20 protein-coding genes are annotated in these 25,252 nt (G+C 44.2%); 15 read left to right on the forward strand and 5 right to left on the reverse strand.

Annotated elements, in window-relative coordinates; all coding sequences use genetic code 11:
* The first annotated feature begins 9 nt into the window (after positions 1-9).
* The 7 genes from H8S37_RS10640 (at position 10) to H8S37_RS10670 (ending at position 6,601) form a co-directional block, all read left to right on the forward strand.
* A complete protein-coding gene (locus H8S37_RS10640) occupies positions 10-459 on the forward strand; it encodes a flagellar assembly protein FliW (RefSeq protein WP_186876046.1) in 450 nt (149 codons plus the stop codon).
* Positions 453-680, forward strand: a complete 228-nt coding sequence (locus H8S37_RS10645; RefSeq protein WP_186876047.1) for a carbon storage regulator — start codon at positions 453-455, stop codon at positions 678-680. Before H8S37_RS10640 ends, H8S37_RS10645 begins: the two co-directional genes overlap by 7 nt.
* Positions 681-700: 20 nt before the next feature.
* Positions 701-1,117 carry a bacteriohemerythrin gene (locus H8S37_RS10650; protein ID WP_186876048.1) on the forward strand — a complete coding sequence of 139 codons (417 nt, stop codon included), beginning with the start codon at positions 701-703 and terminating at the stop codon, positions 1,115-1,117.
* A 111-nt stretch (positions 1,118-1,228) separates the two neighbouring features.
* The gene (locus tag H8S37_RS10655; RefSeq protein WP_207723937.1) at positions 1,229-3,244 is read left to right on the forward strand and encodes a methyl-accepting chemotaxis protein; all 2,016 of its coding nucleotides are present in this window, start codon (positions 1,229-1,231) and stop codon (positions 3,242-3,244) included.
* Positions 3,245-3,256: 12 nt separating this feature from the next.
* Positions 3,257-3,631, forward strand: coding sequence for an NUMOD4 domain-containing protein (locus tag H8S37_RS10660; RefSeq protein ID WP_186876050.1), 375 nt, complete (start codon positions 3,257-3,259; stop codon positions 3,629-3,631).
* Positions 3,632-3,733: 102 nt separating this feature from the next.
* Positions 3,734-4,846: a hypothetical protein gene (locus tag H8S37_RS10665; RefSeq protein WP_186876051.1), complete on the forward strand. Its 1,113-nt coding sequence runs from the start codon at positions 3,734-3,736 to the stop codon at positions 4,844-4,846.
* A 231-nt stretch (positions 4,847-5,077) separates the two neighbouring features.
* Positions 5,078-6,601, forward strand: a complete 1,524-nt coding sequence (locus H8S37_RS10670; protein ID WP_186876052.1) for a flagellin N-terminal helical domain-containing protein — start codon at positions 5,078-5,080, stop codon at positions 6,599-6,601.
* A 151-nt stretch (positions 6,602-6,752) separates the two neighbouring features.
* Here H8S37_RS10670 and H8S37_RS10675 read toward each other — a convergent pair whose 3' ends face one another.
* From H8S37_RS10675 to H8S37_RS10685, 3 genes are read right to left on the reverse strand one after another with little or no spacing between them, the layout of a single operon-like run.
* Positions 6,753-9,755, reverse strand: coding sequence for an EAL domain-containing protein (locus H8S37_RS10675; RefSeq protein ID WP_186876053.1), 3,003 nt, complete (start codon positions 9,753-9,755; stop codon positions 6,753-6,755).
* 28 nt (positions 9,756-9,783) lie between these two features.
* Positions 9,784-10,434 carry a PilZ domain-containing protein gene (locus H8S37_RS10680; protein ID WP_186876054.1) on the reverse strand — a complete coding sequence of 217 codons (651 nt, stop codon included), beginning with the start codon at positions 10,432-10,434 and terminating at the stop codon, positions 9,784-9,786.
* Between the two features lie 3 nt (positions 10,435-10,437).
* Complete coding sequence (locus H8S37_RS10685) at positions 10,438-11,685, reverse strand: HD domain-containing phosphohydrolase (RefSeq protein WP_186876055.1); 1,248 nt, start codon at positions 11,683-11,685, stop codon at positions 10,438-10,440.
* A gap of 246 nt (positions 11,686-11,931) precedes the next feature.
* Between H8S37_RS10685 and H8S37_RS10690 the strand changes: the two genes are divergently transcribed.
* A complete protein-coding gene (locus tag H8S37_RS10690; protein ID WP_330604922.1) occupies positions 11,932-13,032 on the forward strand; it encodes a universal stress protein in 1,101 nt (366 codons plus the stop codon).
* A 77-nt stretch (positions 13,033-13,109) separates the two neighbouring features.
* Here the strand turns inward: H8S37_RS10690 and hydA are convergent, their stop codons facing one another.
* Positions 13,110-14,495 (reverse strand): dihydropyrimidinase, encoded by a 1,386-nt coding sequence (gene hydA / locus H8S37_RS10695; protein ID WP_186876056.1) that lies wholly within the window; start codon positions 14,493-14,495, stop codon positions 13,110-13,112.
* A gap of 370 nt (positions 14,496-14,865) precedes the next feature.
* Here hydA and H8S37_RS10700 point away from each other — a divergent pair, with 370 nt between their 5' ends.
* Positions 14,866-18,447, forward strand: coding sequence for an ABC transporter ATP-binding protein/permease (locus tag H8S37_RS10700; protein WP_186876057.1), 3,582 nt, complete (start codon positions 14,866-14,868; stop codon positions 18,445-18,447).
* An 86-nt stretch (positions 18,448-18,533) separates the two neighbouring features.
* Here H8S37_RS10700 and H8S37_RS10705 read toward each other — a convergent pair whose 3' ends face one another.
* Positions 18,534-18,806 (reverse strand): hypothetical protein, encoded by a 273-nt coding sequence (locus tag H8S37_RS10705; protein ID WP_186876058.1) that lies wholly within the window; start codon positions 18,804-18,806, stop codon positions 18,534-18,536.
* Between the two features lie 201 nt (positions 18,807-19,007).
* On the opposite strand from H8S37_RS10705, the gene H8S37_RS10710 reads away from it, so the two are divergent.
* The 6 genes from H8S37_RS10710 to H8S37_RS10735 all read left to right on the forward strand — a co-directional run bounded on the left by H8S37_RS10710 (position 19,008) and on the right by H8S37_RS10735 (position 25,219).
* A complete protein-coding gene (locus H8S37_RS10710) occupies positions 19,008-20,243 on the forward strand; it encodes a Y-family DNA polymerase (RefSeq protein ID WP_186876059.1) in 1,236 nt (411 codons plus the stop codon).
* On the forward strand, positions 20,240-20,557 hold the full coding sequence (locus H8S37_RS10715; RefSeq protein ID WP_186876060.1) for a hypothetical protein: 318 nt from the start codon (positions 20,240-20,242) through the stop codon (positions 20,555-20,557). The genes H8S37_RS10710 and H8S37_RS10715 overlap by 4 nt, the downstream gene beginning before the upstream one ends.
* A gap of 90 nt (positions 20,558-20,647) precedes the next feature.
* Positions 20,648-21,322 (forward strand): metallophosphoesterase, encoded by a 675-nt coding sequence (locus tag H8S37_RS10720; RefSeq protein WP_186876061.1) that lies wholly within the window; start codon positions 20,648-20,650, stop codon positions 21,320-21,322.
* A gap of 29 nt (positions 21,323-21,351) precedes the next feature.
* The gene (locus H8S37_RS10725) at positions 21,352-22,308 is read left to right on the forward strand and encodes a leucine-rich repeat domain-containing protein (RefSeq protein WP_186876062.1); all 957 of its coding nucleotides are present in this window, start codon (positions 21,352-21,354) and stop codon (positions 22,306-22,308) included.
* Between the two features lie 66 nt (positions 22,309-22,374).
* Positions 22,375-23,739, forward strand: coding sequence for a vWA domain-containing protein (locus tag H8S37_RS10730; protein WP_186876063.1), 1,365 nt, complete (start codon positions 22,375-22,377; stop codon positions 23,737-23,739).
* Positions 23,708-25,219, forward strand: coding sequence for an ATP-binding protein (locus tag H8S37_RS10735; RefSeq protein WP_186876064.1), 1,512 nt, complete (start codon positions 23,708-23,710; stop codon positions 25,217-25,219). Before H8S37_RS10730 ends, H8S37_RS10735 begins: the two co-directional genes overlap by 32 nt.
* Positions 25,220-25,252: the final 33 nt, after the last annotated feature.

A 25,252-nucleotide genomic window follows, 5' to 3' on the forward strand; every position in this document is an offset into this window, starting at 1 on the left:
GGAGAAGTGATGGAGAGAAAGTTAGAGACAGAAGAAGAAAACCGAGAAAGAGATAACAGCATTTATTTTAAGGAAGGGCTTTTTGGATTTGAAACATGCAAAAGGTTCCTTCCTGTTGCCGTTGAAAAAGACAGCGATGCAGTACTGATTCTTCAGAGTATGGAGGACGACAACATTTCCTTTGTACTGATGAATCCTTTTATTCTAAAGGAGGATTATGCTCCGGAGATTCCGGAAGACGAGCTGAAGGAACTTGGAGAGGCGGAGGAAAAGGACTACTCTTGGTATGTTTTATGTGTCGCAAGAACTCCGGCGGAGAAAAGCACAGTGAATCTAAAGTGCCCGATTGTTGTAAATACCGTGACACACAGGGCGAAACAAGTCATTCTCGATAAGCGTGAATATGGATTCCGGCATACACTTGGGGAGCTTACCCGGAGGGAGAAAAAGATATGTTGATTCTGGGAAGAAAAAAAGGAGAAGAAATTGTCATAAACGACAATATTATTATCACGGTAAAAGAAGTCGGAGCGGACAGTGTAAAGCTGGCAATAGAGGCGCCGCGGGACGTACCTGTTCTCAGAAAAGAGTTGATAGAGGCGGCGCGGGAAAACAAAGAGGCAGCGGCAGGACAAAAGGATATAAGCGGATTAAAGGCATTGATGGAAAAACGACAATAGAAAGAGAGACAAAAAACAATATGAGATATGAAATTACACCAGATTTACTTACAGGCAATCATTTGATCGACAGTGAGCATAAACAGCTTTTTGAAGCGGTGAACCGACTATTAGAATCGTTCTCGAACAAAAGCGAAATGGGAAAAAACGCTATGACAACAGCGGCGGCATTTTTGGAAAGCTATGTGGACAAGCATTTCGGACATGAAGAAGAACTCCAGAAAAAATATCAATGGAGGGAATATGACACGCATCACCGTTTCCATGAAGAATATAAAAAAATCTTAAGAGAAATTATCAGGCAGATTCCAGAAAGCGGTCCAGAAATTGAAGATATGAGCCGGCTTAACGTACATGTCGTACGTTTGATTACACATATCAGGACAATGGATAAGAGACTCGGGACTTTTATCCAGACCCAGGAGGAAAACAAATAGAAAAATGAACCCGCGCGGGAAAAGAATGCCATGCGTATCATGTCGTTACAGAAACCTACAAGTTAAGTTTCGTTCCGTAAAGACAAGTGACGGTGTGAGGTCAGGGAGGAAATGAAGAAAGAAATGAAGAAAAATACAAAAAGAGGAATAAAGAGTATACGTACAAGGATTATAGCAGGTATGAGTATTACGGCAGCGGCTTTTGTCTTACTTCTTGGAATGATTAGTATTGTATTAAGCTATCAAAGTGCTAACACACAGTTGAAAGATGAAATAGAAGCAACGGCGGCTGTCGCGGCAGACCGGGTTTCGGAGGAGATATATCGTTATATAAATATAGCAGAGTCCTGTGGAATGAGGAAAGATATTGCGGATCTGGATATACCCATAGCAGAGAAAAAGGAAATTTTGGATGGATACGCGGAGAAATATGGTATGGTCCGAGCTAACTTGCTCGACTCGGATGGTACTAGTTACTTTGACGGCAATACATATGCGGATAGAGAATACTTTCAAACTTGTATGGAAGGAAATGCCTATATATCGACACCTGTGAAGAGCAAGGTGACAGGGGAGCTGACTATCATCGTAGCGGCTCCGGTATGGCAGAACGGAAAGCCAGATACTGTTCCGGCAGGAGTTGTTTATTTTGTACCGGAGGAAAGTTTTTTAAATGATATTATGGCAAGTATAAAGATCAGTGGTGAGTCCGGAGCGTATATCATTGACAAGAGCGGTTATACAATTGCGGACACGACTATGGAGACAGTGACAGTCCAGAATATTGAGAGGGAAGCAGAGAAAGACGGAGATTTTAACGGGCTTGCAGACATACATAAAAGGATGCGGCAGGGAGAAGCCGGAGCGGGTTTTTATACGAAAAAGGGAGTTGCAATGGCAGTTGGGTATGCCCCGATAGACAGAACAGACAACTGGAGCCTGGGGCTTACAGCGCCGAAATCAGAGTTTATGGGGATGACGATTCTCTCTGTGATCGTAGTGGCTGCGGTGACGTTTATTTCTATTATTATATCGGTTATTTTCGCGAGAAATCTGGCAGGACGGATTGAAAAACCGCTTATGCAGTGCACAAAACGGATTCAGCAGCTTGCGGAAGGCGACTTACACTCTCTGGTGCCGGAGATTGACACAGAGGATGAAACGGGGATTTTAGCGAGCGCGACAAGGGAGATTGTGGAATGTTTGCGGTCGGTTATACAGGATGAAAACCGCGTCTTAGGAGAGATGGCATCAGGTAACTTTACTGTATCGGTAACGGATTCCATCTATAAAGGGGATTTAGACAGTCTTCGTGAAAGCTTGTTTGAGATTATTCATAAGCTAAGCAATACGCTGCGGCATATCAATGATGTAGCCGTGCAGGTATCTGCCGGCTCCGAGCAAGTGGCAGCGGGTTCACAGGCATTCAGCCAGGGGGCGACAGAGCAGGCATCCAGCGTAGAAGAACTTGCGGCTACACTGAATGAAATCAACAGAGACATCCAGTTAAACGCGCAGTCTGCCGATCAGGGAAATGAAGCGGTAGATCAGGCACAGACCATGTTGATGAAGAGCAGGGAAAAGATGGAAGAGCTCAATGAAGCGATGGAGGAGATCCGTACGAGTTCTGGAGAAATCGGACATATTATAAAGACGATTGAGGATATAGCGTTCCAGACAAATATATTGGCGCTAAACGCAGCAGTAGAGGCGGCAAGAGCCGGAAATGCAGGTAAGGGATTTGCTGTTGTTGCCGACGAAGTACGCAGTCTTGCGGAAAAGAGCGCTGCTGCTTCCAAGAGTACATCTGCGTTGATCGAAGGCTCTGTCCAGTCGGTAGAAAGAGGAAGCAAACTGGCCGATGAGACAGCAGATTGCATAGAAAAGACGGCAGAATATGCGAAAAAGGTCGTGGAAATGATGCAGATCATTTCTTCTAATTCAAAGACACAGGCGGAGTCGGTAGGGCAAGTGAGCGAGGGAGTCGATCAGATTTCCAACGTCGTACAGACCAATTCTGCTACAGCGCAGCAGAGCGCGGCGGCGAGTGAAGAGCTTTCAGGACAGGCAGAGTTGTTGAAAAAAGAGGCCGGTGAATTTAAGCTGCCGCCTTCATCAGAACTTTAGGCAGGTAAAAGAATGGAGCTATACTATAAGCAGCCTGTGTTTTGCCCCTACTGTGGTTTCTCTGAACTCATCGAGTATGAAAATGGAACAAGTGGGTGTCCAAAGTGCCATATGCATTTTTTAATTAGTATCTGTGGGACCTCGAATCCACATATAGGGGAAAGATGGCTCGATATAAGAGGTTTTGAGGAGATTTACCAGGTGAGCAGCCATCTTCGGATACGGAGTGTGGACAGGCTTGCCGGCGGCAAACGCCGGATAAAGGGGCGCATGCTTTCCACCTATATAAAGAACAACGAACTATATTGCAGCTTACGGATAAAGGGACGTTCAAAGGAATATAATGTAAGAAAACTTTGGCAGGAAGCGGAAAAAGTCGAAGACTAGACACGGTATGGCAAAACGCGCGTGAAAGGAACTCACAGGAAAAAGCAGCAGGCAGTTATAAGCCTGCTGCTTGATTTTTATAGGAGCAGGAGGGGTGAAGAAATGAGAAATATTGTAGAAATAAAGCATACTGGACAGACTGTAAAGAGAATAGACTATGAAAATGTAAAGCAAACAGAAAAAAAGGAAGCTATAAAAACAACGGAAAAGCCAAAGCGTGACGAAGCTGTATTCACAGACAGAGTAGCAGAAGGAGAAAAACTACAGCAGCTAATCGAGACGCTGAAAAAGGAATATCCGCAGATTCATTTTAAGACAGAACAGGCAGGTACAGGCGCAGAACGTGATATAATCGCGGACGCGCTGGAGGAGATGAGCGAGGGATATGTTCTGTTTTTGTCGGAGGAATTTCTATCGGCCGGAGGAAAGGGAAGCTATGAGAAGAAGGAAAAGATGCTGATAGAATGTGTGAAAAGGCTTGCCGCTTACCGCGTTCCGGCCGGAGTGTTTTTAGAGGAGGACAGGGCTGTCTTCTGGCAGAAGGAAAAAGCAGAGGAAGCCGCATTGGGGATATGCAAGGAGACAGCGCGTGCCGGGGCGGAAATTGACAGTACGCTCCCGTCACCGTCCGAAAGACTGTGGGCCAAAAGCGGCCTTTCCGTTTCTTCCTCTTATAATGTGGCAGCGGCGTATTCGCGTCTCGCGGGAGCGAAGACAAAGAGTACAGTACAGACCGTCATGCAACAGACGAGAAGGGATATCACGTCGCTGAAATTCTTAAGTCTGTACGGGGACGAGAAGGAAAGGATAAAAGCAAGAGCCGCCGTTAAATCGCTGCAAAAGCTGCTACTTCGAGGACGGGTAAAAATAGAGAGCTTCGAGGAAGAACATCTGACGGACGCCCGCAGGAAAAAAGCAGAGCGCCGGGAAGAAAGAAAAAGAGAGCTGCAGGCGCTGCTGGAATTAAAGCGCCACAGGACCGCAAGACATAGCAGAGATGGGGCTATACGTATGGAAGGGAGACTGGAAAAGCTGAATGTTCCCGGATATTACGACAGGGAAAAACAGAAGCTGTATGCTTCACCGCCAATGAAAAGTGCGGCAGTGGAGACGGGCACGTCCGGTTTTGGTCCGGCGGAAAGTCTGCCGGAGGGAGGGACGGCAGTACAGGCCCCGGCAGAGGGTTTTGTGCTGACAGAGATTGTATCATTTTGACAGATAGGAAAAGGAAAAAACAAAAAAGGAAAAAGTACATACAGGGACTTAAGTTTTTCTGGGGGGGGGCGATATATAAAGTAGGCGGCAGAATATATGGACGTCTGGAAGGACAGGCGGCTGTCCTTTCATAAACGGTGGTTTCACTGCGTGGTGTATCGGCCGACGCTGCGCAATGAGATAAATACAGGGGTAAAGGATAACCCCGTTTCATAACAAGGAGGTAAACTTATGAGAATTCAACACAACATAGCGGCATTAAATTCATACCGCAACTTGACAAACAATAACAGCGCGGTATCTAAAAACTTAGAGAAGCTTTCATCCGGTTACAAAATCAACCGTGCAGGAGATGACGCGGCAGGGCTGGCGATCTCCGAAAAGATGAGAGCACAGATCACAGGTCTTGAGACAGCGCAGAAAAACGCGAACGACGGTATCTCCCTCGTACAGACAGCAGAGGGCGCTCTGACAGAGGTACACTCTATGTTAAACCGTATGGTAGAACTGGCAGATCAGTCTGCGAACGGAACCTATCAGGACGAAGTAGACCGTGAGAACCTGCAAAAAGAGATGCAGTCCTTGAAAGACGAGATCAACCGTATCTCTGAATCCACAAACTTCAACGGAATCAATCTGCTGGATGGCTCCCTGGCTGCGAAAGACGGAGCGGCAACAGTAAACACAACGTTTGGCGGCACAGCGGCAACAGTAGCTGCATCAGGCGGAGCGACGTTCTCACAGGAGATTACAATTCAGAAAGCTAATGCGGATGGTGATGAGCAGACACTTAATTTCAAATATTTGGATAAGGATGGAAATGTACAGAGCGCGACGATTACCTTCTCAGGTTCTACAACGGCTGCAGATAATGCTGCGGCTGCGGCAACGGAGTTGCAGAAAGTATTTGGCGACGGCTATAATGTAAAGGCAGATAGTAGCAGCGGAAAGATTACGATAACAGCAAAGGACAAGGGAGCTGACCAGACACAGATTATCTCCATAGAGCATCTGAATAACGGAACTGCCATCACAGCACCGACAATGGGCACGCTGACGGCAGGAAAGGCAGATACGTTTGAGATAGACTTTTCAAAGATTGATATTACAGCTACAGACGGAAATTATTTGGAAAATACGATAGAGATCGATGGACAGAAGTTCCAGATTGTGGCACGCGGAAGTAATCCAAAGCTGGAGACAGGAGTGAAAGCAATCTGGGTAGATAAGTCATCAGGAAAGTTTGACGCGGATTCTGTAAAGAATATCGCAGATCAGTTGAAGGAATACGGTATTGATGCATCCGCAGAGGGAGCGAAGCTGAAGATCAGCAAGTCTACAGACGGCTCAGCAAAAGGCGGGCTGACATTGCAGATTGGCGACACATCAGACGATTTTAACCAGTTGACTGTATCCGTTGGATCAATGGACACGAATTCCCTTGGAATCGCGAACCTGGACATCAGCACACAGGCAGGAGCGAAAGCGGCTGTAGATGTCATTAAAAATGCAATCAACATGGTATCTTCTACACGCGGTGATTTGGGCGCGATCCAGAACCGTCTGGAACACACCATCAATAACTTAAGTGTGACAACAGAGAACATGACAGCAGCAGAAAGCCGTATCCGTGATGTAGACATGGCCGAGGAGATGATGGCTTACACGAAGAATAACATTCTGGTACAGTCCTCCCAGGCAATGCTTGCGCAGGCAAACCAGATTCCGCAGGGCGTTCTTCAGTTATTACAGTAAGGCGGCGTGAAAACAGCAGGAATAGAAGCTGCATAAAACATATCTGAATCAAAGGAGGGCGAAAGGGTACGCCTTCTTAATAAAAAAATCATGAGGAATCCACATATTAAGGGATTCCTCATGATTTTTTATGTATTTCCAGAAAGTTCTCCTAATTTTTCGTCAGGACCAGATGTGTGTGGGGGGGGGGGAAAAGACTAAGGAAATCGTCTGTTTCCAGCGGCTTATAGAAATAGTAGCCTTGTATGTAATCTGCCTGGGCTGCTTTGACAATATCGAATTCTCCTATATTTTCGACACCTTCTACGCAGACTTCTTTATCGAAGCGGTGGCATGCGTAAATAATACTCATAAGAAAATCTACTTTTTTCCGAGAGTGGGTCGTCTCATATATAATACTGCGATCTAATTTGACTAATTCGGCAGGATATTTCAGAAGAAACTGAAGGCTGGAATAGCCTGTTCCAAAGTCATCTACCGCGAATGAGATGTCGCTCTCTCTGCACTGTTCTATAAACTTTTCCATGTACTCCGGCATTTTATCGAAGTGGGTTTCTGTTAGTTCAATCACGAAATTATGCCCCGCCACATTATGCTTATCCAAGGTATGCCGGATGAAAGGAAACAGAGAATTTTCTATAACTTGTAAGTAGCTGATATTTATAGACAGCCTTATGTCCGGTTTTATTTTTGACAGTTTCTTATATATAAGAACGGCCTGCTCAATGACCCATTTTCCTACAGGAATAATCAGATAGGTTGATTCCAGCAAGGGAATAAACTGAGAGGGAGGAACGTTCTTTCCTTTATAACTCCAACGCAAAAGTACCTCTCCTCCAACGATTTCTCCCGTAGTCGTGCGGACCTGTGGCTGTACTACAATACGGAAATTTCTAAAGTTGTGTGTAATATCTTGCTGTATAGAAAAGATTATATCTTGCGAGAAGCTGTCCTTTATAGAAGCATACTCAAGATATGGGATATTGAGCTCTCTTTTCGCTTTTTTTGTAATAGTAAAGACAGCTTCAATCAAATCGGAAGCAGTTTTTCCGTCGCCAGGATAATGGACGAACGTGATTGCACAGGGATATACTAGGTGAAGATTATATTCCTTATAGATAGACACGACAATACGATTCAAATCAGCAGCTAATTGTTCCAAATCAGGCGCCGATCTAGTAATACCCATGAAATATAATCCGGTCAGGCGGAAGAAAAGAAAAGCACTGCCCAAATGTATTTCAATCTGACTGCATATCTGATGTAAAAGTTCATTTCCTTTTTTATGTCCGAGCAGAATATTAATCTGGGCATAGTCACGTAGGGAAAAACCAATCAGCAAAAATGGTAGAGGATTCTCACACATTGTTGTGAGCGTATCCATCGCGACGGATAAATTCAGCATGCCGGAGACACCATCCATAAAGGACTCGTTCTTTAACCGTTGCATAGTTCCTGAGAAAAAGAGAGGAACTGTATTATCGTCCTTCCATTTAAGAATTCCCTGGCAATGTATCCAAAAAACTTCGTTATGTTTTCCGAGTATCCGGTAACGAATATTAAAAACTGTTTGTTTTTCAGAAAATATACGTCTGCTTTCATCAATATACCGCTGCCGATCTTCGGCAATTATTTTATTTTCTAAAAGTGCAATAAAATCATATACCAAATTATTAGAAAATCCGAGATCTTCTTTCATATTATCTGATATATAAAAAAGATTTTTCTGCATATCTCCCACGAAAAAATACAGGACAGTTTCTCTCGAAGTGATAGACTTAATAAAAGTTTCATTGTCAAAATAACAGTTTTGTATAAAGTATTGAAGTGTCATTGATTCGATAGTATTACTATTCTGCTTTCTATGTGTCCGCTGCTTGTCCTTGTACATTTCTTGGTCTGCTTCATCTATCAAAATGGCAAAAGCCTTATCTGCATTATCGGACCATGACGTCCCACAGGAAACCTCAAGATGTTTTTGCTTAAAACTTTGACGCAGAAGCTGCACTTTATCCTGAAATTCTTTTTTTGTAATATTTTCACTTACAGCGAGAAATTCGTCTCCTCCAATGCGATATACGCGTTGTACTGTAAAAAGATTGAACAAAATGCTGGATACGGATATAAGGACTTCATCTCCCTTGACGTGTCCCTGGGTATCATTCAGCATTTTCATATTTACGATATCGCAGTAAACAATACCAAGCGGTCGGATAAAAAGATCTCGTTCAATAGATTCGGAAAGGGAATGGCGGTTCAATGCATTTGTAAGCTTGTCATGGTATCCGACCTGTTCTAGACGTTCTTTTAAATCCCGCCGTGATATGAGATAGGCTATAAAATGAACCATGACTCTACAGATAGACGTAATAATAACAGGTAGATCCACGGTATAATTTTCCAGCACGAATAGGCCAACTGTATGCTTAGCATGTATGATGGGAACAAGCAGAAGTGCTTTTATTCCTACTTTCTGGAACAATTCATATAATTCAGGATCTTCATGAGAAGTAATCATATCAGCGTGAATCAGGACGGGTTCTCTGCAATTACTCCAATGTAAGCTATAGTAATCGGGATGTTGGCTTAAAAAAGTTTTAAAATCCTTCGGCAGTTCCGGGGAAGTATAGGAATACGTTTCATATAACATATTGGCGCTGTATTCATAGATATAAATACAGTCACATTTCAGATGAAGTCCCATATAATTCAGGACAATATTAAGAGATTCGTCCGGCTCATCTGTGGAGTAGGTTTGTAGTAAACACTGATTAATAAAGGCTTCTGGATTGGGAACCTCTAAGTCAGCCGATTGGACATGCGGGGCGAACGCCATGTGAAAATGGTAATTGCGGCCGGAAAAAGTGAAAATTGTATCTTTCAGCAAATAGGAATTGCCAAGCACGGGATTATAATGTTCCCACTCTAAGAATTCTCCTTTTTTAATCTGGGAATTTCTGCAAAAGGAACAAGGCAACGGATAATCATAAAGGATTTGATAACACTTTTTATTTTTGTATTCTTCATCTGACTGGATAGCATATAGTTCTTTCGCATAACGGTTCATATATACTAATTCGTATGTCTCTATGTCAGTTACATATACACTTGTATTTAATTCCTCAAAGAACATCCAGGGAGGCGTGGTCTGCATATATTCATACTCCTTTCGATAAAATACATCAGCGGCTGCGCTTCTTCAAAGCTGTAGCCTGAAGCTTCAAAATATCCCGGTACAGGAGATCCTCTGTACGTTCATCTGGAAGAGTAAAACTACATCCATAAAAATACATGCCGTTCTCATCAGCAGGAAGACGACGGCGCACAGTACAAAAAAATTCATAAGGCGCTCCGCCTTCTTTAAGAGAAAGTCCAGTAACGATGAAGGCGCTTTCGACTTCGTAATACGCGCCGCATTTTATACCGAGTCCAGTTAAGCTGATATCTGCAACAAGACAGGGCTGTAAACTAGATTCGCAGGAAATAAACGCCTCTTTATTTATATATTGACGGAAGTTCTTGCGGTGCTCTATCCCTAAGAGTGTATCTGTTAATTGAATATCCCAATACGTAGAGTAGGAACGTATAACGGTTCCACGATATATTACAAGCTGATTTCGGCTGCCAGAGGAGGGGTGAATACGCAATTTAACAGTGCTGTTTTCCTGTGTGCTGCGCGGAAGAGCTTCACCTTTGTGATGTATAATCCGAGCTGTCTCATCTTTGGGGCACTCCTGCACTATACCTGCGAATAACAGTTTATTGTCCGGTGTGAATACTTCACATAAAGAATGAATATATGCTTTTATATTAATTTCTTTTTTTTCTTCCAAATTCTATTCCTCCTGTGATATACAGCTATTATATTGTTCTGTTAATGTATGGTATAAAGCGCGCGTAGCTTCTGAAGTATGTAAAGCAGCGCTGTAAATATCCTCTGCATGTCGGAAAAATATATCTGCGACATAGGGACAAATTTTTCTTTCCTTGCATAGGTTTTTTAAAATCTGAAGGCTTTGTTCAAGGGAGAAGGCTTCTTTATAACTGCGTTTTTCAAATAAAGCGCTAGTAATGTCGGCTACTGCTACGATTCTTTGGGGAAACGTAAGCTGTGCCTTGCTAAGTCCTCTGGGATATCCGGTGCCGTCCAGACGTTCATGGTGTCGTATGGCGATTTGAAGAATTTTATCACTGACACAGCCTTTTAAAAGAGCCTCTGTGATTGCAACATGGGATTTCATAATGCTCCAGTCCTCCGGTGAGAGAGTGCCGGGAGAATCCAGAATATAAGAGGGGATAGCAATTTTACCGATGTCATGGAGCAGCGCGCCCATGTGTACAGCAAAACATTCCGCGTCGCCAAGATTACAAAAAGAGGCGAGAGAATCGCTGATTTTAACCATTACAGCGCAGTGCAAAGAGGTATAGGGACTGCGAAGATTGATCATTCTGATTAAAGTCCAGAGAAGCGCTTCTTGTATCGCAGGGGTAGTTTTTATCTGGCTTAAATGCTCCAGAAGTGTCTGATGAATATAAAGAGAGTCTGTCCTTTCTGCTTTTTTAAGAGCAGGCAGGACAACTTTAATAATTTCGGAGTCATATGCCGCAGTATCCAGATGAGAGAGCACTTCTGCACCTGGCATATCAGGATGACGGATACAATATAGATCTGCCTCATCCAGAAGGCGGAGACATTTTGTTACCCATTTTAGCTGCGGAGACATATCAGCGGAATCTATTTCTGGCACAGAGGAGTGGTGATAACGGATCAGCTCCGCATATTCGGGAAAAGGACTGACATGTTCCATAAACAGCGCACCATATATAGCATGAGAAAAGCTTGTGCTGTTTTCTTTTTCAAAAATCTCGTCTGTTTCTCCACTAAAACGCAGAAGCCCTATATCATGGAAAAGAACTGTCCATAAGATTTTATAGATTTCAGGTTCCGGAAAAGAAACATTGTCCAGCAATAACATCATTTTATAAGTAACTCGGCTGTTGTGTCCGGTTAATCGGGAATCGATATAATTTAAAGAACGGATGATAATATCTGCCAGGTTTGAAAAAGCCAGTAATTCATTCATTGTATATTCCTTCATGTAAACAATTTTAGGTTTATCTGAAAAAAATGTATTCTTTAATAATATCGACCGATATCTGAAAAAAATAACCTGTGTATGTGAAGTAAACAGCCGGAATGACAGTTTCCTTCCCGAAAGATTCGGAGAATAAGACATAGTAGCCTTATCTGCTAAAACTTTAACATGATTTTCATACAGACCATGCTAGAATAGCACTGAAATTATGTGATAAAGGAATGGTAAAGTACGGTGGACAGAAAAGAAGGATATGGAAAGCTGAAAATTTTTCTTGGATATGCGCCAGGGGTAGGAAAAACCTATACAATGCTTCAGGAGGCAAACCGCTTAAAAGAGAGAGGGCGGGATGTGGTTATTGGGTATTTTGAGCCGCATGACAGACAGGAGACAGAGGAGCAGATTGGAGAAATACCGCAGGTGCCATATCTGGATGTATGGCATAATGGGCACTGTTTTCAGGAATTGAATACAGAGGAAATTATCAGAAAACATCCGCAGCTTGTATTAGTAGACGAGCTGGCACATACGAATACGGAAGGAATGAAACATAAAAAACGGTATGAGGATGTACTAGAACTCCTGGAAAATGGAATCAATGTCTATTCCACAGTGAATCTTCAGCATCTGGAAAGTATGACGTTTTTGGTGGAAAGGATTACTGGAATCCATGTGACAGAAATTTTACCGGATAAGGTATTAGAAGAAGCAGATGAGGTTGTGATTGTAGATATTCAGCCTAAGAGTCTACAGAATCGTTTAAAAAGAGGGGCGATTTATGCGGACGGACATTCGGCGGAAGCACTGGAGCATTTCTTCCGTCTAGGCAACTTAAACGCACTGCGGGAATTGGCGCTGCGCAAGGTGGCAGACCAGGTGGATGTAGACTTAGAGGAATATCGACAGCAGCATAATATTAATAGCTTCTGGCATACGACAGAACGGATCTTGGTAGCGATCAAAGCAAGCGAACAGAGTCAGCATCTGATCCGAGAGGGAGCGAGGTTAAATCAGAGGCTAAAAGGAGACTTTTATGTGATATATGTAGACTGTACCCATTGGCTTAGTGCGAAGGAAACCGAAGTGACGCGGACTGTGCTGGAGAAAAACTTTCAGCTTGCCAGACACCTGGGAGCAGAATGTCTTGTCTTACAAGGAAAATCGGTTTCAGAGGAGTTGATAAACTTTTCTGCCAGAAAACAAATTACAAAGCTGCTGATTGGACATACGAACCGAAGCTGGTTCGTGCGTGCAGTGCGCGGCTCTACTATAAATAAAGTGCTGAAAAAGCTGGAAAATGTACAGGTGATTGTCACACCGAATGACTATTTTTAACAGGCTGCTGCTTCTGTATCATTTTCCGGTATTCTAAGGGCTGTGGCCTCTTTAACTGGTGTAAGGAATTTATGTCCTTACACCAGTATGCTTTTCTGCCGTTTTAAGTAATTGCCGCAGCCCTTCTCTCCTAGAAAATGGTTGTCTTTTACAATGACATTTCCCCGGAGCATAACCAATTCAATATCCCCTTTGACTTTCCAGCCCTCATAACAGGTGTAGTCGCATGCTCCATGCATATCTGTATGGGTCAGAACCCGGCTTTTCGTCGGATCCAGTATGACAATATCGGCATCAGATCCAGGGAGGAGTGTTCCCTTCTGTGGATACAGGCCATACATGCGGCAGGGATTTGTACATAGGTACTTTACCATCTGCGGCAGTGTAATGCGGCCCTTCATAACCCCCTCCGAGAACAGAACACGTAAACGTTCTTCTACTCCGGGCGCTCCGTTGGGGCAGGCAGTAAAATTCTTTGCGCCTGCCTGTTTGTCTCCTGCAAATAGAAACGGACAATGATCGGTTGCCACGACGTCAATGACATCATCCTTTAACGCCTGCCATAGTGCCTGGGTATCTTCCTCTTTACGCAGAGGAGGGGACATAATGGCTTTCAATCCTTCCTGGTCATCCTGATAGAGAGAATCGGTCAAAGTAAGATATTGGGTACAGGTTTCTACCGCAAAATGCTTCTGATGGGAGGCCTTTGCTTTTTGTACCTCTAAAAGCCCTTCTTTACTGGATAAATGTACAATATATAGAGGCGCTCCCCCGGCTATTGCTGCCAGATGCAGCATGCGGTTTATCGCCTCTGCCTCGCAGCGTGCCGGACGGCTTAAAGGGTGGTATTTCGGCTGTGTCAGTCCCTGCTCCACATAGGTTTTTCTAAGGTAATTGAGAACGCCGTCATTTTCACAGTGTACGGCAATCACGATACCGGCTTCCTTTGCTTTCTTGAGCACTTGATAAATTTCATCATCCTTTAGCATGAAATCATAGGTCATATAGATTTTAAAGCTTGTGATTCCTTCGTTGTCGGAGATTTCTTCCATTTCCTTTAATACAGAGGGGGTGACATGCTGGATAACGCCATGAAAGCCATAGTCTACAACGGCATTACCGTCGGCAAGCCGATGGTATTCTTCTACTTGATGCCAGAGACTACAGCCCTTAGGCCCAAACGCCATATGATCCACAATAGAGGTGGTTCCCCCGCAGGCTGCCGCAACGGTACCAGTGTAAAAATCATCTACAGCGCGGTATTTGCCCGCCTGCAAATCCATATGCGTGTGCACATCGACGGCGCCTGGGAGTACATATTTTTCAGAGGCGTCTATGATCTCGGCATCTGGATCGGATAAGGTGTCTCCGATCGCCGCAATGATACCGTTTTCTATTAGAATATCCCCTTTAAACACTTGGGAATCTGTTACAATCCTGCCGTTTTTGATTATTTTTTTCATACCGCGCCTCCTTTTTCTATTTTCTTTTTGCCAATTTTCTGTAAAATCTGCATATACACTATATGAACAGAATACTACAATAAGAAAAGAAATTCAAGAATGGCGCAAGGCAGAGAAAGAAGCTTGGACGGGGCACAGAAGCCTGTTTAGGAAAGGCGGAAATATTAAAATTCTATGATCTCCTTGATTCACATTTTCGCGGGTATTATAATGCAAAACATGAGAATATAGAAGCGTCGGTGCTTTTCAAGGCAGACGATTAAGGTGTACTGGATGTACGCCGATTGAGGATAACGCTGAAAATCGCCGAAATTACGCGGTTTGAGGCGTGTCGCCCCTTATACACCGACGCTACAGAAAGGGAAGGCATATGCTTCAAATCAAACATATATGTAAAGAATACAGGACAGGGAAGCTGGTACAAAAAGCGTTGGACGACGTGAGCCTAAACTTAAGGGACAATGAGTTTGTCGCTATATTAGGCCCCAGTGGTTCGGGGAAAACGACACTGTTAAACATTATCGGGGGATTGGATCGTTACGACACAGGGGATTTAATTATCAACGGAATTTCTACAAAAGAATATAAGGACAGAGACTGGGATTCCTACCGAAACCACACGATCGGCTTTGTATTTCAGAGCTACAATCTGATCCCGCACCAGACGATACTGGTAAATGTAGAATTGGCGCTGACAATCTCCGGAATCGGCAAAGCACAGCGCAGAGAGAGGGCGTTAAAGGCGCTTGAACAGGTAGGCTTAGGGGAACAGGTACATAAGAAACCGAACCAGTTATCCGGCGGGCAGATGCAGCGCGTGGCGATTGCGCGGGCGCTGGTAAATGATCCAGATATTGTACTTGCAGATGAACCTACAGGAGCCTTGGACAGTGAAACCAGTGTTCAGGTTATGGAGCTGCTCCGCGAAGTGGCAAAAGACCGCCTTGTCGTGATGGTCACGCATAATCCAGAGCTGGCAGATTCATATGCCACCCGTATTGTAAAATTAAGAGATGGGAAAATACGGGAGGACTCAGATGCGTTTGAGGTGGAGAAAGAGAGCTTAGAGGAGCCGAAACACAAAAATATGGGGAAAGCGTCTATGTCATTTCTTACGGCGCTGTCCTTGAGCTTCAACAATCTGCGTACAAAGAAAGCGCGGACTCTTCTGACTTCTTTCGCAGGCTCTATCGGTATTATCGGGATTGCGTTGATTCTATCGCTTTCTACAGGGGTCAACGATTATATCCAGTCAGTGGAGGAAGATACACTGTCAGAATATCCGCTTCAGATCCAAAGCACAGGCTTTGATCTTACCAGCATGATGACCGGAGGCGAGACGGGGACGGCAGGAGAAAGTGACAAGTCCGGCGACGTGCATGTGATCCAGATGGTTACGGATATGTTTTCTACAATGGATTCCAATGACCTGGAATCGTTAAAGCAGTATTTGGACAGTGCGGACAGCGGGATTGAAAACTATACGAACGCGGTAGAATATTCTTACAATGCTATGCCGCAGATTTACCGGCAGGACGGGGAGGAGATACGGCAGGTAAACCCTGATAAAACTTTTTCCGCGCTTGGGCTTGGCTCCTCCACGTCGTCAAACAGTTTGATGTCCTCCATGATGAGTACAGATGTGTTTTATGAAATGCCCGAAAATGAGACGCTCTACGAAGGGCAGTATGACGTAAAGGCAGGACGGTGGCCTGAAAGCTATAATGAATGTGTTCTGGTACTGACCTCCGGCGGGAGTATCAGCGACTTTATGCTGTACACAATGGGACTGCGCGACGCGGGAGAGCTCCAGGATATGATTGAGCAGTTTATCAATGAAGAACAGATTCATGTCCCCGAGGATATGGGCACGTATTCTTATGAAGATATGGTAGGGATTACGTTTAAGCTGGTAAATAGTTCTGACTATTATGAATATGACAGTCAATATAAGGTATGGAAAGACAAATCTGACAACGAAGACTATATGAAGCAGCTTGTAGAAAACGGAGAGGATCTCACAATCGTAGGAGTGGTGCAGCCGTCCGAAGATGCGAATGCAGTGGCATTAAGCGCAGGCATAGGATATCCGGCATCTCTTACAAAGCATGTGGCAGAGCAGGCAGAGAAAAGTGAAATTGTAAAGCAGCAGATAGAAAATCCAGATGTAGACGTATTTACAAACGAACCGTTTGGCACAGAAGGAGAGGAAGAAGAGTTTGATATGAATTCTCTTTTTACTGTGGATGAGGCGGCATTAGAAAATGCGTTTCAGTTTGATGAGAGTGCGTTTTCACAGGGAATGAGCAACATGAACATAGCGGATGCGTTTGTCGTGGACGGCAGTGCGCTTAACATGTCTGGTATGATAGATTTGGATGATATTCAGCTGCAGACGCCGGATATGCCGGATATGAGCCTGGGAGATATGCTGGACGGGCTGGAGCTTACCGTTTCCGAGGAAGGGATGGAAAATTTATCCGCAAGTCTTTTGGCAGGTTATCAGGCATATGCGGCACAGCATCCAGAAGCGGACTATTCCCGGTTAAATGAGTTTTTCCAAACGTATCTGGGCACAGAGGAAGCACAGCAGATTTTAAAGGACAATATTGCGGCAATCGTCCGGAACAATGGAAATGTGTCTGTTTCTGTGGATCAGCTTGAGCAGATGACGAGAGATGTCCTGACAGGCTATCTGGGATATGTAGACGGCAAAGGATATAGAGACGTGGAGAACTTAGGGCAGTATCTTGCCGAGTATTTACAGACAGACGGAGCACAGAGGATTCTTTCGCAGTATACCTCCAGTGTCTTTCAGATAAGCGGGGATATAGAGATTACGCAGGAACAGCTTGAGAAGCTGTCCAAAGAACTGACAGACGGATATGGGACATATGCGGCTGATAACAACTTTCCTGACCCGTCTATGATGGACGATCACTTTATGGAGTATTTAAACACACCGGAAGGAAAGACGGCGCTTTCCTACGGCGTGATGGGAATGTTGGATATGGAGAGCCTGGAAGGACAGATTTCCGGAGCAGTTGCAAGCTATATGCAGAATGCAATGGGGGTATATACAAACGCGCTGTCTGAGGCGATATCCGGCGCGGTTTCTTCGGCTATGCAGCAGGTAGTCAGTCAGATCAGTAAAAATATGGAAAGCGTGATGCAGCAGGCACTGGGGCAGGTCGGTACGCAATTACAAGAGAGTATGGGCAGTGCGTTGCGTATAGACGCGGAGGCGTTTGCAAATGCGTTTGAGATGAACATGAGTGAAGAAGAGCTCACAGAGCTGATGATGTCCTTTGCCTCGAAGGAAGATGCGTCTTATGACGGCAATCTCCAGAAGCTGGGGTATGTAGATTTTGACAGTCCAAGCGGGATCGACATTTATCCGACAGACTTTGAGAGCAAGGAAGAGGTTGTAAAAATACTGGATGACTATAACAGCCGTATGGAGAAAGAAGGAAAAGAAGAACAGGTGATTACCTACACAGATATGGTGGGCGCGCTGATGTCGTCCGTGACAGACATTATCGATATTATTAGTTATGTGCTTATCGCGTTTGTGGCAATTTCTCTTATTGTTTCTTCCATTATGATCGGAGTCATCACCTACATCAGTGTATTGGAGAGGAAGAAGGAAATCGGAATTCTAAGGGCAATCGGGGCGTCCAAAGGAAATATCTCCCAGGTATTTAATGCTGAAACCTTTATTATCGGGTTATTTGCAGGACTGATAGGAATTGGGATCACACTGCTGCTTTTGGTTCCTGGAAATGCCCTCATCCATTACCTGGCAGGAACAAATGATGTCAGCGCGGTTCTTCCGGCAGTTCCGGCAGTGATATTGGTCCTGTTAAGTGTGGTGCTTACCCTGCTTGGCGGGCTGATTCCGTCCAGAAAGGCGGCAAAGAGCGATCCAGTAACGGCGCTGCGCACAGAATAGAGGAGAATAGAAACAAATAAGAAATAGAAAGATAGAATAGACAGGTATTGCAGACGGTACAGCATAACAGGGAGCAGCACTCTTTGTTATGCTATTTTCTTTTCAATTTCTGTCAGTTGTTTTTGCATGTCTTCAATACTTTTCAACAGTATGGTTGTATTATCATTTTCCGGCTTCGTAATTCTGTAATATTGTTCCAGAGTTTCTATATTCTTTTTTATATCGCAAATTTGTTTCTCCAGATATGTTTGTGTCCGCCCGATTTCATCAAGCAAGAGATTTTCTGTTTTTTGTATATGTGCAGATAGTTCTGTCCGCAGCATTTCTCTCAAAACATCTAAATCTTTTTGTTCTAACATTTTATGACTCCTTTCAGATTTGTTATTTTTTATTGTAACATCTTTTACCCTCTCTTTACAAGGACAGACACGCCGTAAACCACGAAAATCTTCATGGTTGAGGCCGTAGAGTCGGAATGGAAAATATTACTTCTTGAATATAGAACATATGTTCTATAAAATAAATGCAAATAGATAATAAAAACGTAAATGGGAGGGAGAATGTTGAAAAGAGTAATTTTCCATGTGGATGTAAATTCGGCCTTTTTATCCTGGGAGGCAGTCTACCGTCTGCGCCACCAGGGAGGCAGAAGGGATCTGCGGGAAGAGATTTCTGCGGTAGGCGGAGATATTGCCATGCGCCACGGAATTATTCTGGCAAAGTCGGTGCCTGCGAAAAGATATGGCATAAAGACAGGGGAGACGATTCTGGAGGCAAAAAGGAAATACCCCTCTTTGATTCTGGTTCCGCCCAATTATAATCTATATGAACGGTGCTCCACGGCGTTTATGGAAGTCCTGCGGCAATATACACCGAATGTGGAACCGTACTCTATAGACGAGGCATTTGCAGATATGACGGGAACGCAGGGGCTATGGGGTTCTCCTATGGAAACGGCAGAGCAGCTTCGAAGACAGATAAAACGAGAATTGGGTTTTACGGTGAACATTGGAATTTCTGAGAACAAGCTGCTGGCAAAGATGGCAGGGGATTTTCAAAAGCCGGACAGAATACACACTCTTTGGAAAAACGAAATAAAAGAAAAAATGTGGGGACTTCCGGTGAATGAATTGTTTTTCGTGGGAGGAGCGACAGCGAAAAAACTCTGCCAGCTTGGAATCCGGACAATCGGGGAGCTGGCGGTTACGGATGTGGAAATATTGAAACGGCATTTAAAAAAGCATGGTGAGGTTATATGGGCGTTTGCAAATGGAATGGATGTGTCGGTTGTACAGTCGGATGCTCCTGCAAACAAAGGATATGGAAATTCTACAACGATTCCGTTTGATGTAACGAGGGCATCAGAAGCAAAACTGGTGCTTCTTTCTCTTGCAGAGACAGTGGCAGCGCGTCTGCGGGAGGCAAAAGTACGGGCAGAAGTGATTGCCGTCGGAATAAAAGACCAGGAGTTTCATTATGCGAGCCATCAGAGGACGCTTTCTAATGCGACAAATATTACAAAAGAAATCTATTGTCATGCCTGCCGGCTGTTTGACGAGCTGTGGGACGGGAAACCGATCCGGCATCTTGGCATTTATACAGGGAAGATACAGAATGGGGAATGGATACGTCAAATAGATATGTTTGACAGGACAGATTATGAAAAATTACAGAGGGTAGATGAAACGATAGACAGAGTCCGGAGAAGGTACGGGATAGATGCGGTAAAACGGGCGGTATTTACAGAAAAAGGGCTGAGAATCGATCATATGTCAGGAGGCGTGAGACGAAAATGAGCATGGGAATTGGAATCAATACACAGAAACCCGATGCAGGCGAAATAAGAGACAGACAAGAAGACATTGCGTGCGGGGTGTGGTTTACCAGTAGCGGAAATCCGATACCACAGCTGGTCAAATATAAGGAAAGGGAGGAAGTACATAGTATTCGGAATATCCGCGTCCTTACCAGAGAGAAGAAATATTACTGTGGAATTCCTGTCATGGAGTATCTTTGCAGTGCTGTGGAGGAGGAGATGGAGTATCTGTTTAAACTCTATTATTATCTGGAAGAATGTAAATGGAAAATAGCGTGGTTGAAGGAACTGTAGGAAACGCAATGAAAGAATTGTTATTACAGCCTGATTTCAGTATAATAACTACAGCAGCAGAAAAGAAAGATGCGCAAGGCGGTGAAAAAGATGGGACGCACATATGTAATGTCAGACATACACGGCATGGCAGAGCTTTTATGGGAAATGCTGGATCAGATACAGTTTTCTGCAAGTGATACCCTGTATATACTGGGAGATATGATCGACCGGGAGCCGGATCCGGCGGGGGTTCTTGATACAGTTATGGCGCAGGAAAATATCATTGCACTGATGGGGAACCATGAGGACGCGTTTGCAGGCTGGTATGACAGTGTTTTAAAGGGCGGTATCTACGGATATTATTATAATACATATGATATTTTAAGCCGAAGTCCGTCAGGTTGTAATAAAATTGCAGAATATGTGCAGTGGATGAAGGGGCTTCCATATTATAAGAAGATAAAAGCAGACGGGAAGAACTATCTGCTTGCCCATGCTTCTACAGAGGGGATTCTTTCCGTGAGAAACAGAAAAGACATCTGTCTTTGGGATAGTCAATTCGTGGAGAAGCAGAGTGGAATCCCGGGTTTTATCTCCATTGTAGGGCATGTTCCCACATTTATCCTGCGGGGATACCCGAAGGATAAAGCATGTATCTGGCACAGTCCAAATGGAAGGATACTGGATATAGACTGTGGTGCAGTGTTTAAAAGGCATGGGGGCAGACTTGGCTGCCTGTGCCTGGAAACGGGAGAAGAGTTTTACACAAAAAGTATGGAGTGAAGGACAGGAAAAGTAGAAAGAAGGACAACATGAAGATTCATTATAGAATACAAGGAAAGGAAATCGAGATTGTACGGTGCTTTGGAACGGACAGAAGCGTGCGGGTGCCGGAGGCAATAGACGGTATGCCGGTGACGAAGGTCTCTGCCTATGCTTTTTCCGCAAGGAAAGACAGGGAGGAAAAGGATATATTTCTGTGCGAATCAGAAGAAGCCGTACTGTCTGGACAGGAGGAACATCTGCTTGCCGGCTGGGAGATCGAGGAGGTGAGGCTGCCTGATACATTAAAAGAAATCGGAAATTATATTTTTTATGGCTGCAAAAAATTGAGGCAGTTAGAATTTTCCGACAGTCTCACACAGATAGGGAGCGGAGCATTTACAGGATGCAGCGGGCTGAAAGAGTTGCATGTGCATATGCTTGCAGGAGAAAAGTCCTGTGTCAAAGAGATCTTAGGAGACCTGTGGCAGAGAATAGATGTCACATTTACGCATGCGGACGGACAGGAAATACAGCTTGTATTTCCAGAGCATTATGAGGAGGCAGTGGAAAATACTCCGGCGCGGATTTTATTTACACAGCATCATGGCTCCGGCAATAATTACCGGCAGTGTTTTTATAACAGAGAACTAGACTGCCGCAAATATGACGAGCTTTTTTCTGTCGCAAAGGCACAGGACAAGACAGACGTTCTGTCAGATTTGGTTTTCAAGCGTCTGCGTTATCCGGCGGAGCTTACGAAAAGCGCGTGTGAAAGCTATGAACAGTTTGTAAGGGACAGACAGACGGACATCCTGGTGTATCTGGTAAAGAAGGAAAAGATGGAAGAATTAAAAGAGATGTCCAGGCGGAAACTCTGGACGGAGGAAGGGCTGGAAACGGGAATTAAAACGGCGGCAGAACAACAGAATACAGAATTTTTAAGCTTTTTAATGAATGAAAAGCATAAATCGTTTCCCGAAAAGAAAAAGAAATTTGTGCTGTAGAGTATTTGACTTCCAGCATATATGAGGTAAAATGAAAAATAAATATGTCAGAGAGGAGGCGGCCGCATGGAAAAGCGTCAAGGAAGTATAGCGGCAGAGGACAGGGAAGAGGCGCAGCGAAGACTTCAGGAAATTGGCTGCCAGATTCTGCGTGCTTCCAGGGATGAGCTGTATCTTGGCATGCGGTTTATGGATGTTGCTTTGAGCAGCTTTCTGTATTGCATGGATTCTGGTGTGTCTCCATTTGGGACAGACGGGAATACAATTTACTTTCACCCCTCGCAGTTGGGAGGACTGTACCGGCAGAATCGAATTTTAGTAAACAGAGGGTACCTGCATATGGTGCTGCACTGTATTTTTCGTCATATGACAAAGCAGGGGATGGATGGCAGATATTGGAATTTAAGCTGCGATATAGCGGCGGAGCATATCATAGACGGGTGTGACCAGAGGGCAGTGCGCTTTTCCAGGAGTCTTTTGCGAAGAGAAACGTACCGAAAGCTAGAGGCGGAAAAAAAGACACTCCATGCGGAACGGATTTACAAGTTGTTAAGACAGTGGGAGCTTCCACAAAGGGACATAGAAAGATTAGAGAGTGAGTTCTATGTAGATGATCACCGGTACTGGGAAAATCAAAATCCGCAGAAGAGACCAGATCCGAATCTGAATAAAAAATGGCAGGAAATAGACGAGAGGATGGAAACCGATCTGGAGACCTTTTCCAAAGAGGCGTCAGAAAAGAGCGGAAGCTTTCTGGAACAGTTGAAAATACAGAACAAGGAACGGTATGATTATAAAGAGTTTCTGCGGAAGTTTTCTGTTTTGCGGGAGGAGCTTGGTGTCGATCCAGATACCTTTGATTATCATTTTTACAGCTACGGGCTTTCTCTGTACGGCAACATGCCGCTGATTGAACCGCAGGAGACAAAGGAGGTCAAAAAAGTCAAAGAGTTTGCTGTTGTTATTGACACATCCATGTCCTGTTCCGGAGCTCTTGTCCGGAAGTTTTTGGAAGAGACCTACAGCGTGCTGACAGAAGAAGACGGCTTCTTTAAAAAAGTCAATGTGCATATGATACAGTGTGACGAAGAGGTACAGTCAGATGTAAAGATCACCTCTTCGGAGGAATTAAAAGAATACATGGAGCATTTGCAGCTTTTCGGAGAGGGCGGGACGGATTTCAGGCCGGCTTTTGCGTACTGTACGCGCATGGTAGAGCAGGGGGAGTTTGAGAATTTAAAAGGGCTGATTTATTTTACAGACGGATATGGGATTTATCCGAATAAGATGCCGCCCTATCAGACGGCATTTGTATTCCTGGAGGAAGAATATAAGGACGCGGACGTGCCCTCATGGGCTATGAAGCTGATATTGACAGGCGAAGAATGGAGAGAAAAGCATGGATATAAAACGGGCGAAACAGGAAATTAAAGATTCTATAGAAGCATACTTAAAAAAGGATCGGTTCGGGGAATATGTGATTCCTCCGGTGCGGCAGCGCCCTGTCCTTCTGATGGGCGCGCCGGGGATCGGAAAAACCCAGATTATGGAGCAGATAGCCAGGGAACTGAAAATCGGGCTGGTGGCATACACGATCACCCATCATACACGTCAGAGCGCTGTGGGGCTGCCATTTATCAAAGAAAAAGAATTTCAGGGAAAAAAGTTTTCGGTGACAGAATATACAATGAGTGAAATTATCGCCTCTGTCTATGAGAAGATGGAAAAGACGGGAATAAAGGAAGGAATTTTGTTTATTGATGAGATCAACTGTGTATCGGAAACACTTGCGCCTATGATGCTGCAGTTTTTGCAGGGAAAAACCTTTGGGAACCAGGAAGTCCCGAAGGGCTGGATCATTGTTGCCGCAGGAAATCCGCCGCAATACAATAAATCGGTGAGAGAGTTTGACGTGGTGACTTTGGATCGTCTGAAAAAAATCGAGGTGGAAGCAGATTTTCAGGTTTGGAAAGAATATGCGTACAAGGAAGAAATACATCCCGCAGTGATTTCCTATCTGGAGCTTCGCAGAGAAAACTTTTACCGGATTGAAAACACAGTGGACGGAAAGCTTTTTGTGACAGCGAGAGGCTGGGAGGATCTTGCCAGACTTATACAGGTATATGAAGATCTGGGGAAAAAGGCAGACCGGGACGTTGTGTCTCAATATATCCAGTATCCTGTGATTGCAAAGGATTTCGCGAATTATCTGGAACTCTACTATAAATATAAGAAGGATTACAAAGTAGAGGAAATACTGGAGGGCAGATGGACAGAGGAAGTTTTAAAGAAAATCAGGGCGGCGGCCTTTGACGAGCATTTGAGTATTGTCAGTCTGTTAAATGGAAAGCTGGGCAGTCTTTTCACAGAGTGCTTTAAGATGGATGCATTTGTGGCGAAGCTTTACGAATATCTTCTTTATTACAGGGATAATCAGTCGGCAATGCTGCTGGAGGATGTTAAGAATCTGGCGCAGAAAGATATGGAAAGACAAAAAAAGGCAGAGCTTCTTACCAGACAGGAGGAGCAGATTTTCCAAGATGTGATTGACACGCTGGAAAGATATGCGCGGGAATTAAAAGGAGAGCTGTTTATCGGAGACGCCGCGTTTGACGAAGTACGCCGAATGTTTGTGCGTGAGACACAGGAAAGAGAAAGTCTTATGGAACACACAGGGGAGATACTGACGCATGTCTTTGACTTTATGGAGGCGGCATTTGGGGAAAGCCAGGAAATGGTTGCATTTATTACAGAATTAAATGCGAACTATTACAGTGTATGGTTTATCAAAGAAAATGGCTGTGACCAGTATTACAAATATAACAAAGGGCTTCTGTTTGACAACCGGCAGCAGGAAATCCTGCAGCAGATGGACGAGGCAGAAGGGATGCTGAATGTAGGAATCAAATAGATCCTGCCAGAAAGATGTGGTAAGATAAAAAGA

Source organism: Mediterraneibacter hominis (genome assembly GCF_014287475.1).
GTDB classification, from domain to species: domain Bacteria; phylum Bacillota; class Clostridia; order Lachnospirales; family Lachnospiraceae; genus Mediterraneibacter; species Mediterraneibacter hominis.

What these genes read in the sequence shown, in the direction of transcription:
- H8S37_RS10640 (WP_186876046.1), top strand. Translation starts at nt 10, where the DNA reads ATGGAGAGAAAGTTAGAGACAGAAGAAGAAAACCGAGAAAGAGATAAC.
- H8S37_RS10645 (WP_186876047.1), top strand. Translation starts at nt 453, where the DNA reads ATGTTGATTCTGGGAAGAAAAAAAGGAGAAGAAATTGTCATAAACGAC.
- H8S37_RS10650 (WP_186876048.1), top strand. Translation starts at nt 701, where the DNA reads ATGAGATATGAAATTACACCAGATTTACTTACAGGCAATCATTTGATC.
- H8S37_RS10655 (WP_207723937.1), top strand. Translation starts at nt 1,229, where the DNA reads ATGAAGAAAGAAATGAAGAAAAATACAAAAAGAGGAATAAAGAGTATA.
- H8S37_RS10660 (WP_186876050.1), top strand. Translation starts at nt 3,257, where the DNA reads ATGGAGCTATACTATAAGCAGCCTGTGTTTTGCCCCTACTGTGGTTTC.
- H8S37_RS10665 (WP_186876051.1), top strand. Translation starts at nt 3,734, where the DNA reads ATGAGAAATATTGTAGAAATAAAGCATACTGGACAGACTGTAAAGAGA.
- H8S37_RS10670 (WP_186876052.1), top strand. Translation starts at nt 5,078, where the DNA reads ATGAGAATTCAACACAACATAGCGGCATTAAATTCATACCGCAACTTG.
- H8S37_RS10675 (WP_186876053.1), bottom strand. Translation starts at nt 9,755, where the DNA reads ATGCAGACCACGCCTCCCTGGATGTTCTTTGAGGAATTAAATACAAGT.
- H8S37_RS10685 (WP_186876055.1), bottom strand. Translation starts at nt 11,685, where the DNA reads ATGAATGAATTACTGGCTTTTTCAAACCTGGCAGATATTATCATCCGT.
- hydA (WP_186876056.1), bottom strand. Translation starts at nt 14,495, where the DNA reads ATGAAAAAAATAATCAAAAACGGCAGGATTGTAACAGATTCCCAAGTG.
- H8S37_RS10700 (WP_186876057.1), top strand. Translation starts at nt 14,866, where the DNA reads ATGCTTCAAATCAAACATATATGTAAAGAATACAGGACAGGGAAGCTG.
- H8S37_RS10705 (WP_186876058.1), bottom strand. Translation starts at nt 18,806, where the DNA reads ATGTTAGAACAAAAAGATTTAGATGTTTTGAGAGAAATGCTGCGGACA.
- H8S37_RS10710 (WP_186876059.1), top strand. Translation starts at nt 19,008, where the DNA reads ATGTTGAAAAGAGTAATTTTCCATGTGGATGTAAATTCGGCCTTTTTA.
- H8S37_RS10715 (WP_186876060.1), top strand. Translation starts at nt 20,240, where the DNA reads ATGAGCATGGGAATTGGAATCAATACACAGAAACCCGATGCAGGCGAA.
- H8S37_RS10720 (WP_186876061.1), top strand. Translation starts at nt 20,648, where the DNA reads ATGGGACGCACATATGTAATGTCAGACATACACGGCATGGCAGAGCTT.
- H8S37_RS10725 (WP_186876062.1), top strand. Translation starts at nt 21,352, where the DNA reads ATGAAGATTCATTATAGAATACAAGGAAAGGAAATCGAGATTGTACGG.
- H8S37_RS10730 (WP_186876063.1), top strand. Translation starts at nt 22,375, where the DNA reads ATGGAAAAGCGTCAAGGAAGTATAGCGGCAGAGGACAGGGAAGAGGCG.
- H8S37_RS10735 (WP_186876064.1), top strand. Translation starts at nt 23,708, where the DNA reads ATGGATATAAAACGGGCGAAACAGGAAATTAAAGATTCTATAGAAGCA.